Source organism: Corynebacterium meitnerae (assembly GCF_027570075.1).
Classification (GTDB): Bacteria; Actinomycetota; Actinomycetes; order Mycobacteriales; family Mycobacteriaceae; genus Corynebacterium; species Corynebacterium meitnerae.
Genome location: NZ_JAKMUS010000002.1, coordinates 39,812 through 52,644, shown reverse-complemented (window position 1 = coordinate 52,644; position 12,833 = coordinate 39,812). Strand labels below are relative to the sequence as shown.

General features: G+C 58.9%; 11 protein-coding genes. 5 read left to right on the top strand and 6 right to left on the bottom strand.

The genetic code is table 11. From position 1 onward, the window contains the following. Window positions 1–5: 5 nt before the first annotated feature. From ctaE to ctaC, 3 genes are all read right to left on the bottom strand, one after another. The gene (gene ctaE / locus L8U60_RS01775) at window positions 6–626 is read right to left on the bottom strand and encodes an aa3-type cytochrome oxidase subunit III (protein WP_269964681.1); all 621 of its coding nucleotides are present in this window, start codon (window positions 624–626) and stop codon (window positions 6–8) included. Between the two features lie 425 nt (window positions 627–1,051). After that, entirely contained in the window at window positions 1,052–1,483 is a 432-nt protein-coding gene (gene ctaF / locus L8U60_RS01770) for an aa3-type cytochrome oxidase subunit IV (protein ID WP_269964680.1), read from the bottom strand. A gap of 19 nt (window positions 1,484–1,502) precedes the next feature. Beyond that, window positions 1,503–2,588, bottom strand: coding sequence for an aa3-type cytochrome oxidase subunit II (ctaC, locus tag L8U60_RS01765; RefSeq protein WP_269964679.1), 1,086 nt, complete (start codon window positions 2,586–2,588; stop codon window positions 1,503–1,505). 482 nt (window positions 2,589–3,070) lie between these two features. On the opposite strand from ctaC, the gene asnB reads away from it, so the two are divergent. Further along, the gene (gene asnB / locus L8U60_RS01760; RefSeq protein ID WP_269964678.1) at window positions 3,071–4,993 is read left to right on the top strand and encodes an asparagine synthase (glutamine-hydrolyzing); all 1,923 of its coding nucleotides are present in this window, start codon (window positions 3,071–3,073) and stop codon (window positions 4,991–4,993) included. 78 nt (window positions 4,994–5,071) lie between these two features. Here asnB and L8U60_RS01755 read toward each other — a convergent pair whose 3' ends face one another. Continuing rightward, the gene (locus tag L8U60_RS01755) at window positions 5,072–5,416 is read right to left on the bottom strand and encodes a HesB/IscA family protein (protein WP_269964677.1); all 345 of its coding nucleotides are present in this window, start codon (window positions 5,414–5,416) and stop codon (window positions 5,072–5,074) included. Between the two features lie 171 nt (window positions 5,417–5,587). Here L8U60_RS01755 and L8U60_RS01750 point away from each other — a divergent pair, with 171 nt between their 5' ends. Further along, complete coding sequence (locus L8U60_RS01750; RefSeq protein ID WP_269964676.1) at window positions 5,588–6,289, top strand: DUF3043 domain-containing protein; 702 nt, start codon at window positions 5,588–5,590, stop codon at window positions 6,287–6,289. Between the two features lie 8 nt (window positions 6,290–6,297). After that, on the top strand, window positions 6,298–7,314 hold the full coding sequence (locus tag L8U60_RS01745) for a nicotinate-nucleotide--dimethylbenzimidazole phosphoribosyltransferase (RefSeq protein WP_269964675.1): 1,017 nt from the start codon (window positions 6,298–6,300) through the stop codon (window positions 7,312–7,314). Window positions 7,315–7,329: 15 nt separating this feature from the next. On the opposite strand, the gene L8U60_RS01740 is transcribed toward L8U60_RS01745, so the two are convergent. Beyond that, window positions 7,330–8,439 carry a branched-chain amino acid aminotransferase gene (locus L8U60_RS01740; RefSeq protein WP_269964674.1) on the bottom strand — a complete coding sequence of 370 codons (1,110 nt, stop codon included), beginning with the start codon at window positions 8,437–8,439 and terminating at the stop codon, window positions 7,330–7,332. Between the two features lie 95 nt (window positions 8,440–8,534). Here L8U60_RS01740 and L8U60_RS01735 point away from each other — a divergent pair, with 95 nt between their 5' ends. Continuing rightward, complete coding sequence (locus L8U60_RS01735) at window positions 8,535–10,019, top strand: leucyl aminopeptidase (protein ID WP_269964673.1); 1,485 nt, start codon at window positions 8,535–8,537, stop codon at window positions 10,017–10,019. A 209-nt stretch (window positions 10,020–10,228) separates the two neighbouring features. On the opposite strand, the gene L8U60_RS01730 is transcribed toward L8U60_RS01735, so the two are convergent. Next, on the bottom strand, window positions 10,229–10,624 hold the full coding sequence (locus L8U60_RS01730; RefSeq protein WP_269964672.1) for an oxidoreductase: 396 nt from the start codon (window positions 10,622–10,624) through the stop codon (window positions 10,229–10,231). Window positions 10,625–10,731: 107 nt separating this feature from the next. Between L8U60_RS01730 and sucB the strand changes: the two genes are divergently transcribed. Continuing rightward, window positions 10,732–12,759 (top strand): 2-oxoglutarate dehydrogenase, E2 component, dihydrolipoamide succinyltransferase, encoded by a 2,028-nt coding sequence (gene sucB / locus L8U60_RS01725; RefSeq protein WP_269964671.1) that lies wholly within the window; start codon window positions 10,732–10,734, stop codon window positions 12,757–12,759. Window positions 12,760–12,833 lie beyond the last annotated feature (74 nt).

Genomic DNA, 12,833 nt, shown 5'->3' with positions numbered 1-12,833 from the left:
CGCAATTACTGAACGAGGTAGAGAGTTACGAACACGCCGATCCAAATGACATCGACGAAGTGCCAGTAGTAGGAGGTCACCATGGCAGCAGTTGCCTGCGCCGGGGTGAACTTCGACTTGGCCACACGAAGCAGCACAACGACGAAGGCGAGGATGCCCGCCGTCACGTGAGCCATGTGGAAGCCGGTGATGATGTAGAACACCGAGCCGTAGACGCTCGACTGGATCGTCACACCGTGGAGGACCATCTCGGTCCACTCGAAGGCGACGAGGCCCAGGAACACCACACCGAGAAGGATGGTCACGGTGAACCACTTGCGAAGTCCGAAGACATCGCCCTTCTCAGCGGCGAACACACCCAACTGAGAGGTCACGGACGAAGTCACCAGCACGATGGTGATGATGAGTCCGAAGACCACGTTCAGATGGGCGGTCTGGTTAGCCCAATCGCCAGCTTCCATGCCGTTTGCGCGCGAGGTGAAGTACATCGCGAACAGTCCGGCGAAGAACATCAATTCTTGGGCGAGGAACACGATCGTTCCCACGCTGACCATGTTCGGTCGGTTCAGCGCAGGGAGACGGTCGGGTGAAGTCGCCATACCTGGGTTAGTTGTTGCAGTCGTCACGCGTACTAGTATCGCCTTTCCGAAGCCTAAAGTCACCTTGTTTACCCCCGAGTTTTTCATGTGAACAAGGCGCATAACGTCGGCATTTTCTCTTCGAAATACGCGTGTCGGTGTCCAACTTTTGATCCTAAAGTGACTGGCCAAGGTTTTTTATCGCCATCCCCGCAGGTCATCGCGCGCCATTTATCGCCCGACAAATTTCAATTGCGCCAGAGTGTTGCGGCAATTCTCAGAATCGCGGTTCCCCAGAATCCGAACAAGTTCCCGAGTGTGATGGGATTCACAATTTCGCCCTGCATAAACCGTGCCTAGGACGAACTTTCGGTTGACCCCTTCCCCCACCATCTTTCGATGGTCCCCCGGGCTTAAAAACGAGAAAACCCCCACACCACAGGGGGTGTGGGGGCCAGCGTTCTAGTTAAGCGCTAGTGCTTTTCGCGGGGGATACCGTACTGAAGGTTCAGCATCGTGGTCGCCCAGACGAGGATGACTGCGCCGACCGCCAGCAGCCACAGCTGCCAGAATGCGATACCGAGAGCCATGAAGACGACACCGCCAGTCATAGCTGCCGGCCAGATGGAGTTCGGCGAGAAGAAACCAAGGACACCTGCGCCGTCCTCAATCTCTGCCTCTTCCCAGTCTTCCGGGAGGATATCGATGCGACGCTCGGTGAAGTGCAGGTAGCCGCCGAGCATAAAGGCCAGGGCCGTAGCCAGAATCAGAGCGACGCCACCTGCCCACTCGTAACCCGAGAGGTATGCGTCATCGCCAATGAAATTGGTTGCCAGCGCGTAGATGACAGCCATGATGGCGAAGAAGGTGCCAAGGCCGTAAAAGATCTTTGATCCAGTTCCCATTTCTTTTACCTAGCCTCTCTTAAACGTTCTGCACGGCATTGTTGCCGTCGCGGGTGCCGGTGCGGTCAGAGTTGAACGGACGAGTGGAGGTTGCAAACGGAGCCTCGCCGATTGCCTCAAGTGCGTCAGCATTGGACGCACCCGGGTTCTCGTTGCGGAAGCGCATGTACTCGCGGAACTGGTCCGGCGTGACCGCACGAATCTCGAAGTTCATCATCGCGTGGTAGGTACCGCACATCTCAGCACAGCGGCCGACGTATGCGCCCGGCTTCTCAATCTGCTCGATCTGGAAACGACGCTCCTGCTGGTTGATCTCCGGGTGCACGTAAGCATCGCGCTTAAACAGGAACTCCGGAACCCAGAATGCGTGGGACACGTCGCTGGATGCGAGACGGAACTCAACCGGAGTCTCGGTCGGCAGAACCAGAACCGGAACTTCCTCGGTGGTACCCAGGGTCTCGATCTTGTTGAAGTTCAAGAACGACTGGTCACCCATGGAGCGGCCGTGAATCGGGTTGGCGTTGTGCAGAGACTCGTCATCGTGCTTGGTTGCATCAGCAAGCTTCTGACGCTCATGGTCAGCACCGTCGTAGTCCGAGCCGGTCGGAGAGAGACTAGCGGCGACCTCTGCGTAACCGAACTTCCAGTTCCACTGGAACGCGGTGACATCCACAGTCACGTCAGGATCCTTGTCCAGTGCGACAACCTTGGTCTGCGCCTGGACGGTGTAGAAGAACAGGACCATGACGATGATGATCGGAACAATGGTGAGCCCCAGCTCGAGCGGCACGTTGTACTGCAGCTGCTTCGGGAACTCGCCGTAGCCCTTCTTCGCACGACGCTTGCCGTTCCAGGCAAAGATCGCGTAGATGAAGATTGCCCACATGATGATGCCAATGATCCAGGCCGCGAGCCAGACCCAGACCCAGAAGTTGTACATGCTGTGAGCTTCCGGGGTGACCGGATCCGGGAAGCCCATGTCGAGCAACTTCGACATGGAGCTCGGCGGTGCAACCTCACAGCCGGTAAGAGCAATGCCAGCCAGGGCCAGGAGACCGGCAACGCCGATCTTCTTACCTAGGCCGCGGTTTTTTACCGTTTCCACGTGTGTCTGCCTTCCTGTCCACACTGATGAACGCTGTTAAACGCTTTTGAACGCTGTATTGCAGCTAATTAAAGCTGTGAACATTCTCCATGCTGCATGCAGCCACCCGTAAGAGAAGCTGCGCGTAGCAAAACAGAATATTCCTACCCAGTCAGAATAGATGATCCTTCGCGCATGTTTAACCTGCACCGTGCCCGCGTTGCCCCCGATTCAACATGGGCGCGAATTATTCAGCACGTTTCCCAGCCCCGACATGGACAGATGACACACTTTCACGCCCATTTCGTAATCCCGATCACAAATACCCAAAACAAGATCAACCGGAAGTTGCACCCCTATCGGGGACGGGCTAAAGGTGGTGCGGTCTTACCCAGTGACGCGCCTCTCGCGCGGTGATTCCGCCACCCACGTTTTCGGCTTCTATTGTTGTGAGAGCTAATCACCTATCCCCCATCACTTCCGTGAGTTAAGGAGCTTCCCCCATGTGCGGTCTACTGGCCATGCTGACCAGCAATTCTGACGCGTCTCGCTTTGTCGACGCTGCACAGCGAGCTCTTCCCTGCTTCCGTCATCGTGGACCGGATGCGGCTGGTACATGGAATGACGACGATGCTGTGTTCGGATTCAACCGTTTGGCAATCATCGACCTTGAGCATTCCCACCAGCCCCTGCGCTGGGGCCCAGCCGAGAATCCGGAGCGTTATGCCCTGACGTTCAACGGCGAGATCTACAACTACGTCGAGCTGCGCGAGGAACTCGAAGGTTACGGCTACACCTTTAATACCGAAGGTGATTCCGAGACCATCGTGGTGGGCTACCACCACTGGGGAGCAGACGTGGTAAACCACCTGCGCGGCATGTTCGGCATTGTCATTTGGGACACCCAGGACAAGGTGATGTTCGCGGCGCGCGACCAGTTCGGCATCAAGCCTCTCTATTACGCGACGACGGAAGCCGGCACTGTCTTCTCCTCTGAGAAGAAGGCCATCTTGGAAATGGCGCCCGAGCTCGGCCTGGAGCTTGATCTGGACTACCGGGCAATCGAGCATTACGTCGACCTCCAGTACGTACCGGAACCAGAGAGCCTGCACGCTGCTATTCGACGAGTCGAGTCCGGCTGCACCGTCACCCTCACACCCGGCGGCGCTGTTGAAGCAAAGCGCTACTTCGCCCCGAAGTTCAACGTCATCCCAGTGAAGTCCGGTGAGGAACAAAAGCTGTTCGACAGGATTGCGGGAGTTCTGGAGGATTCCGTCGCAAAGCACATGCGTGCTGATGTGACTGTGGGCTCCTTCTTGTCTGGCGGCATCGATTCGACGGCGATTGCAACGCTGGCCAAGCGCCACAATCCGAATCTTCTGACGTTCACGACGGGCTTTGAGCGTGAGGGTTACTCCGAGGTCGATGTGGCGGCGGAGTCTGCAGAGGCAATCGGCGTGGAGCACATCGTGAAGATTGTGTCGCCCGAAGAGTATGCGGACGCGATCCCGAAAATCATGTGGTACCTCGATGATCCGGTGGCTGACCCTTCCTTGGTGCCGCTGTACTTCGTGGCCCAGGAAGCTCGCAAGCACGTCAAGGTGGTGCTATCCGGCGAAGGTGCGGATGAGCTCTTCGGTGGCTACACCATTTACAAGGAACCGCTCTCTCTTGCGCCGTTTGAGAAGCTCCCCTCCCCTCTTCTCACAGGCCTGAACAAACTCAGCCAGGTCCTGCCGGAGGGAATGAAGGGCAAGTCCCTCCTTGAGCGTGGCACCACGCCGATGGAAACCCGCTACTACGGCAACGCACGCTCCTTTAACTACCAGCAGCTAGAACGTGTTCTGCCGTGGGCGAAGCCTGAATGGGACCACCGTGAGGTGACCGCCCCGATTTACGCTGAGTCGACGGACATGGACCCGGTTGCGAGGATGCAGCACCTCGACCTGTTCACGTGGATGCGTGGCGACATTCTGGTCAAGGCTGACAAGATCAACATGGCGCACTCTCTTGAGCTGCGCGTGCCGTTCTTAGACAAGGAAGTCTTTGCTGTCGCTGAGACCATCCCGGCAGATCTCAAGATCGCCCACGGCACGACGAAGTACGCGCTGCGTAAGGCGATGGATCAGATCGTTCCCCCGCACGTTCTCCAGCGTAAGAAGCTTGGCTTCCCAGTTCCTATGCGCCACTGGCTCGCCGGCGATGAGCTGTACGGCTGGGCTCAGGACACCATCCGCGAGTCCCAGACCGAGGATATTTTTGCCAAGGACCAGGTTCTGGAAATGCTCAAGGAGCACCGCGACGGTGTCTCCGATCACTCCCGCCGTCTGTGGACCGTCCTGGCCTTCATGGTCTGGCACGGCATCTTCGTAGAAAACCGCATCGATCCGGGTATTGAGCACAAGGACTACCCAGTGGACCTGTAGTCCAAGTAGTCCTAGTACTCCTAGAATAGAAAAGCCGGAGCTGGCTCAACCACAAGACCAGCTCCGGCTTTTTGAAGTTTAGTTGAAGGAATCGCCGCAGGCGCAAGAACCACCGGCATTCGGGTTATCAATGGTGAAACCCTGCTGCTCAATCGTGTCTGCGAAGTCAATCTTGGCGCCGGACAGGTACGGCACACTCATCTTGTCCACAACCAAACGGACACCGCCGATGACATCGGACTTGTCCCCGTCCAGGTCACGGTCGTCGAAGTACAGCTGGTAACGCAGTCCTGCGCAACCACCCGGCTGAACGGCGATGCGCAAAGAAAGGTCATCACGGCCTTCCTGATCAAGCAGCGCCTTAGCCTTGGCTGCTGCAGCCTCAGTGAGCTCTACGCCAGTGGCGGAAGTCGGTGCAGTCATGGATCGTCTCTCCTTGCCTTTATCGTATCCGGGCCCCGAGCCTACGCTCGCTTCCCACAGGGATGCTAGTCCACCCTAACTTCTCCAGGTGAAACCCCTTTGTCCCCCTCAACGCACGCGCCCCCGGCCCGTATTCCCATCCGGGTGAATTCATTTTGTAGCCTAGAGAGCGTGAAACTCCCCTGGCAGAAATCTGATGCGCCCGAGGCGCCCGCAACCACTAGCTCTTCCACCTCTGAGCCCGCTGCACCTAGCGAGCCGGAAAAGAAGCTGCCGAAGGGCTACACCCCGCCGAAGGGCCGTCCGACCCCGAAGCGCCATGAGCAGGAGATTAAGCGCGGCGTTGTGCGCGATCCGAACGCGATGAGCCGGGCTCAAGCTTCTCAGAAGCGTAAGGAAATGAAGGCTTCCATGTCCAAGGAGGAATGGAAGGAGTACAAGAAGCAGGAACGTGCGGAGCGTCGTGCACAGAACAAGGACATCCAGGCGAAGATGGATGCCGGTGATGAGCGCTACTTGCTCGACCGCGATAAGGGCGAGGTCCGCCGCTACGTGCGTGACTGGGTGGATTCCCGTCGCTTCTTGTCCAACTACGTTATGCCGGGTGCGCTAATCCTCCTTGTGATCTTGCTGCTCGGCCAGTTCTTCCCAGAAGTTGCAGCGGCACTGTCGGTCGCAGCAATGTTCTTCATCCTGGCCACGTTCGTAGAAGGCATCTTCATTGGTCAGCGGGCAAACAAGGCCGTGCGCGCCAAGTTCCCGGATTCCACTGAGACCGGCTTCGGTTTGGGTATGTACGCCTTCTCCCGCGCATCGCAGCCGCGTAACTGGCGCACGCCGAAACCCCAGGTTGCTATTGGTAACAAGGTCTAAGATCCACCGTGCGATTCACTAACGGCTTCACGTTCCCTCCGGTCCCCTCGCCTGACCTGACTGCACAGGCCCAGGTGCAGGAAGCAATGACGGTCAATCCGCGGGGCGCGTCGTTTGGGCGCTTCGCCAGTATTGGCGCATGGATGGCTGGGTGTCAGGGTGAAGCTCCGCCACGCCCCATCAAGGCAGCACGCATCGTCGTTTTTGCCGGTGATCACGGGATCGCGGAGCGCGGTGTTTCCGCTTTTACTCCGGAGGCATCGATTGTCCAGGCGGAGGAAATCCTCTCCGGCGCAGCCCCAGTGAACACTTTGGCGCAGTATGCAAACGCATCTGTGAACCTCGTTGATGTGAGCCTGAACCATGAAGCAGCAGCCATTCGCGCAGGTTCCGGCCCCATTGATGTCGCCGATGCGATGACACAGGAGGAGTTCCTCGCCGCCGCGGAGCTTGGTGCTGCTACTGCGGATCGGGAGATTGATTCTGGCGTTGATGTGCTCGTCGCTGGTGATCTTGGTGTAGCCAACACGACGGTGGCTGCCGCGGTTTTAGGCACACTTACCTTCACGGAACCGGTTGTCGCGGTGGGGCGCGGTAGCGGAATCAATGATGAAGTGTGGAAGGTCAAGGTCTCCGCAGTACGCGATGCCATGTTCCGCGCGCGTGGATTGAGGAATGACATCGCACGCGTTCTTCAAACTATTTCAGCGCCAGACTTTGTCGCGCTCACCGCATTCATCGCGCAATGTGCGGTGCGGCGTACGCCAGTGCTTATCGACGGCGCGTACACCGCCCTCGCCGCCTACGTCGCTGAGCGCGTGGCCCCAGGCACGAAACAGTGGCTCATCGCGGGGCAGGTCAGCGCCGAACCGTGCACCACTATATGCCTGCAAGCACTCGACCTGACGCCGGTGGCCACACTCAACATGTCCACCGGTCAAGGCGCTGGTGCGGCGGCGGTTTTGCCGCTGATCATCTCTGCCGTGGACGTTGTCGGCGATGAGATGCGCAGCCAAACCGCCTAAGCGTTCTGCCTAGCTTTAGTGAGCAGGAACCAGGGTGTGCAGCCACCCGTGGGTGTCTTCGACCTGACCGCGCTGGATAGCCGTGAGGCGCTCACGCATCTTCATGGTGATCTCCCCTGCCTCGTTGCCGTTGATGGTGAAGTCCACGTCATTGCCCACCACGTGGCCAACCGGGGTAATAACCGCAGCGGTACCGCAGGCCATGGTCTCCGTCATCGCACCGGAAGCAACATCGTTCTTCCAATCCTCGACAGAAATACGGGCTTCCTCGGTGGCGTAGCCAAGATCCTCCGCAACCTGGAGCAAGGACTGGCGGGTGATGCCTGGAAGAAGGGAGCCGGACAGCGCCGGGGTGACCACCTTGACGTCATCACCGGAGCCATAGACGAACATGAGGTTCATGCCGCCCATCTCCTCGATGTACGTGCGCTCAATCGCATCGAGCCACACAACCTGGTCGCAGCCCTTTTCTTCTGCCTGTGCCTGAGCCAGCAGTGAGGCGGCGTAGTTACCAGCGAATTTCGCGGCACCAGTACCACCCGGCGCGGCACGGACGTAGTCCTCACTGATCCACACCTTGACGGGGCTCACTCCACCGGAGAAATAAGCACCAGCCGGTGAAGCGATGAGAACGTAGGTGTAGCTATCGGCCGGGTGAACGCCCAAGCCAACCTGCGTGGAGATCATGAAGGGTCGCAGGTACAGCGCCGCTTCCCCACCGGCTGCAGGAACCCAGTCCTGGTCGATGTCCACGAGCTGGCGCAGGGATTCCAGGAACACGTCTTCCGGCAGTTCCGGCATAGCCAGACGCTCAGCAGACTTCTGCATGCGTTGTGCGTTCTGCTCGGGACGGAAGGTAACGATGGAACCGTCGGCATGGCGGTATGCCTTCAAGCCTTCGAAGATGGCCTGGCCATAGTGGAACACCATGCTGGCTGGGTCGAAAGAAAGGTTTTCGTACGGGCGCACCTGCGCGTTGTGCCAGCCTTTGCCCTCTGCCCAGTCGATGGTGACCATGTGGTCGGTGAACTGCTTGCCAAACGCTGGGTTAGCCAGGATGGCAGCGCGGTCCTCCGCGGAGGTCGGGTTCTCATTTTTGGTCACGGTGAATTCCAGCTGTGTCATGCCTTTGAAGCATACTCCGCGGGTGAACACCGCCAGCGTCAGTAGTATCGGGGCGAAGAATAAAGACCTTTTATATAAGGAGGATCTAGCACCCCATGGCTGTTTTGCCGCATTTCAATAACGTTCTCCCCTCGCACGGACGTCTAGCCCAGGTTGAGTTCGCTACCGACGCACCAAAGGGCGCCGCACGCATCATCCCCGTGTCTTCCGGTGAGGGACTGGAGCTCCCGGTATCGCAGCTGACCAAGGAAGGCTTGCTTGAATCCCTGGAGGCTCTTGGCGCAAAGGGGTCCGCGGGTGAAGTAACCAAGGTTGTGGTGGACGGCACCCTGTTTATCGCCGTCGGCCTGGGTGACACCGAGGGCCCTCACTCCACTGAGACCGCCGTGCGCCGCGCGATGGGCGCTGCTGCACGTGCACTCAAGGGCACTGAGCGTGCCGTTGTCACTGCTGATTTCGGCGTGCGCCCGATCGTGGAAGGTCTTCTTCTCGGCGGCTACGCCTACGACGGGTTGAAGACAAACGACGACAAAGATGAACAGGAACACTCCACCACCATCACCGTGGTGGGCTCTGAGGATGACCTCGCGGAATTCGACGCTGCTGTGAGCATCTGCCACGCCGTGGCACTCGCCCGCGATCTGGTGAACACTCCGTCTAACCTGCTGTACCCCACTAACTACGCCGATCTTGCTCGCACGGTTGGCGAGGCATCGGGTCTGACGGTGGAGGTCCTCGACGAGAAGGAGCTGGACGCTCAGGGCTTCGGCGGCATCACGGCAGTTGGCCAGGGCTCGGACAACCCGCCACGTCTGGTGCACCTGACCTGGGCGCCGGAGAATGCCACGACCTCTGTCGCGCTCGTGGGTAAAGGCATCACCTTTGACACCGGCGGCATCTCTTTGAAGCCGGCATCGGGCATGGAACAGATGGTCATGGATATGGGTGGCTCCGCTGCTGTTCTTGCCGCAACGTGTGCTGCCGCTTCACTCAACCTCCCGGTTCGTATTGATGCATGGATGGCCATGGCGGAGAACATGCCGTCTGGTGCCGCCCAGCGCCCCGGCGATGTGATTACCCATTACGGGGGGATCACCAGCGAGGTGATCAATACCGACGCAGAAGGCCGCTTGGTTCTGGCCGATGCCATCGCGCGCGCCAGCGAAGACAACCCGGACTACCTCATTGAAACGTCCACGCTCACCGGCGCGCAGATGGTTGCGCTGGGCAAGCGCACCTTCGGTGTCATGGGCTCTGATGAACTGCGTGATGCAATTGCCGAAACCGCCCGTGAACTCGATGAACCGGGTTGGGCAATGCCGATGCTGGAGGAGCACGACGAGGAGATTAAGTCCGCTGTCGCTGACATCAAGAACACCAACGCGGATCGCTTCGGCGGGATGGAATTCGCCGCAACCTACCTGGCCAAGTTCGTGGGTGAAGGCATTCAGTGGGCGCATATCGACGTTGCCAGCCCCGCCTGGAACACCGGTTCCGCTTACGGCTTCACGCCGTCCCGTGCAACGGGTGTGCCGGTACGCACCATCGTGGATACGCTGACGCAGCTTGCTGCCAAGTAGCACAATGTGTCTACTCCCAGCACATCGTGGAGGATGACGGGGCCAGGGGCATCCTTGGCCCCTTTCCTTCGCCGAACGTGTGTAAAAATTTACATCGCGAAAAACCGGCCCGGATGAAACCCCTGGTAGAAAATTTCTAGTGTTTGGTAGTTACCGGTGCAATGTAAAATTTTACACCGGGAGTGGGCGCTCAGAGGCTAATACGAATTCTACGAATTAGGATCTTCGCCGCGCTCAAACTTAGCGCGGCGTTCCTTTTGTTCAGCCCGTTTGCGCAGGATGCGTTCCTGTTCAATGCGCTTGCGCATGCGGTCGGGGTAGCCGGTCTCCTCGACGTCGTAAAGCGAAATGCCCAACAGCTTGCTCACCGCATCAATCCCCTTCGGACCACCGATTCGGCGACGCGTGTACTCCCCATTCTCAGCGACGAGCACAACAGACATCTCGTTGACCATCGTCTCTGGTTCCACAAAGCCCTCAACGAAACCTTTATCCGCCACCCATTCCTTGAGGTACTGGGCATCTTCAGGGCGCACGGTGTCCCCGGGACCGCGCGGCGGCTTGAAAGCAGTGGGCTTCTTGCGGGAGCCAAAGAGATTAAACACGCACCACATCTTATGCCACCCCCTATCTAGTCGAACGCGATAACAGCGAAGCGGGTACGCTAGATGCGGATAAACGTCTGCAAAGTTGTAGAGGAGACTCAAACATAATGGCTCACTCAGTTGAGATGCCCGAGCTGGGCGAATCGGTCACCGAAGGCACTATCACCACGTGGCTGAAGTCCGTTGGTGATTCTGTCGAGGTCGACGAACCGTTGCTCGAGGTCTCCACAGACAAGGTCGACACGGAAATTCCTTCCCCCGTATCGGGTGTTCTGCTTGAAATTAAGGCAGAAGAGGACGACACGGTTGAGGTCGGTTCCGTGATCGCCATCGTTGGGGACGCGGATGAAAAGCCTTCTTCCGATGACTCCGGTGACGCGGCTAAGGCCGACAAGCCTGCCGAGGCGGAGTCGAAGGCAGAAGAGCCTGCCGAGGAAGCCCCGTCTGCTGGCTCTGGTGACGCTACCGATGTGGAAATGCCGGAACTCGGCGAATCCGTCACCGAAGGCACCATCACCACCTGGCTGAAGTCCGTCGGCGACACCGTCGACGTCGACGAACCACTGCTCGAGGTCTCCACAGACAAGGTCGACACCGAAATCCCATCCCCGGTCGCCGGCACCATCGTGGAAATCCTCGCCGAAGAAGACGACACCATCGAAGTCGGTGCTGTCATCGCCCGCATCGGCGACGCCAACGCAGCACCTGCCAAGAAGGACGATGCACCTGCCGAGACGAAGCCGAAGGCAGAAGAACCAAAGGCAGAAAAGCCTACCGAGGAAGCCCCGTCTGCTGGCTCTGGTGACGCTACCGATGTGGAAATGCCGGAACTCGGCGAATCCGTCACCGAAGGCACCATCACCACCTGGCTGAAGTCCGTCGGCGACACCGTCGACGTCGACGAACCACTGCTCGAGGTCTCCACAGACAAGGTCGACACCGAAATCCCATCCCCGGTCGCCGGCACCATCGTGGAAATCCTCGCCGAAGAAGACGACACCATCGAAGTCGGTGCTGTCATCGCCCGCATCGGCGACGCCAACGCAGCACCTGCCAAGAAGGACGAGCAACCTGCTGAGGAAACTCCGAAGCAGGCAGATAAGCCGAAGGAAGAAGCACCGAAGCAGGAAGACAAACCGAAGGCCGAGAAGCCGGCAGCTGCACCTGCTGGTTCCACCAAGGTGGATAACGGTGGCAAGGTGCCGTACGTCACTCCGCTGGTGCGCAAACTCGCTGACAAGCACGGCGTTGACCTGAACACCATTGAGGGCACCGGTGTTGGTGGTCGCATCCGTAAGCAGGACGTCATCGCCGCTGCTGAGGGTGGCGCTACTGCTACCGGCGCTGTTGAACAGAAGGACTCTGGCCCACGCGCACGCTGGTCCACCAAGTCCGTGGATGCTGCGAAGGCTGAGCTCATTGGCACCACGCAGAAGGTCAACCGCATCCGTGAGATCACGGCTTCCAAGATGGTGGAGTCCCTGCAGACCACTGCACAGCTCACCCACGTCCAGGAGGCAGACGTCACCCGCGTGGCAGAGCTGCGTAAGAGCGTGAAGCCGGCATTCGTCGACAAGCATGGCGTGAACATCACATACCTGCACTTCTTCGTGAAGGCCACGGCTGAGGCACTGGTACAGCACCCGAACGTCAACGCGTCCTACAACGCGGAGACCAAGGAGATCACCTACCACGACACGGTGAACATCGGCATCGCTGTGGATACCCCGCAGGGTCTGCTGGTTCCGGTGCTGAAGGGTGTTCAGGACATGTCCCTGGCTGACATCGCTAAGGGCATCGCGGATCTGGCGGAGCGCGCACGCAACAAGAAGCTACGCCCGTCTGACCTGTCCGGTGCAACCTTCACGGTGTCCAACATTGGTTCCGAGGGTGCACTGCTGGATACCCCGATCCTCACCCCACCGCAGGCTGGCATCCTGGGCACCGCTGCTATTCAGAAGCGCCCGGTGATTGTCACTGAGGAAGGCATTGACTCGATTGCTATCCGCCAGATGTGCTACCTGCCGTTCACGTACGACCACCAGCTGGTTGACGGTGCGGATGCAGGTCGCTTCGTGTCCACCATCGTGGACCGCATCGAGGTGGGCGACTTCGAGGACGACCTGGATCTCTAGAGACTCGCCTGCTGTTAAATAAGTGCCGGTTCCCCGCTCGGGGGCCGGCACTTTGCATTCTTCGCACGCGCACC

Coding starts and splice junctions, on each gene's coding strand:
- ctaF (WP_269964680.1), bottom strand. CDS start 1,483: ATGGGAACTGGATCAAAGATCTTTTACGGCCTTGGCACCTTCTTCGCC.
- L8U60_RS01735 (WP_269964673.1), top strand. CDS start 8,535: ATGGCTGTTTTGCCGCATTTCAATAACGTTCTCCCCTCGCACGGACGT.
- L8U60_RS01755 (WP_269964677.1), bottom strand. CDS start 5,416: ATGACTGCACCGACTTCCGCCACTGGCGTAGAGCTCACTGAGGCTGCA.
- asnB (WP_269964678.1), top strand. CDS start 3,071: ATGTGCGGTCTACTGGCCATGCTGACCAGCAATTCTGACGCGTCTCGC.
- sucB (WP_269964671.1), top strand. CDS start 10,732: ATGGCTCACTCAGTTGAGATGCCCGAGCTGGGCGAATCGGTCACCGAA.
- L8U60_RS01740 (WP_269964674.1), bottom strand. CDS start 8,439: ATGACACAGCTGGAATTCACCGTGACCAAAAATGAGAACCCGACCTCC.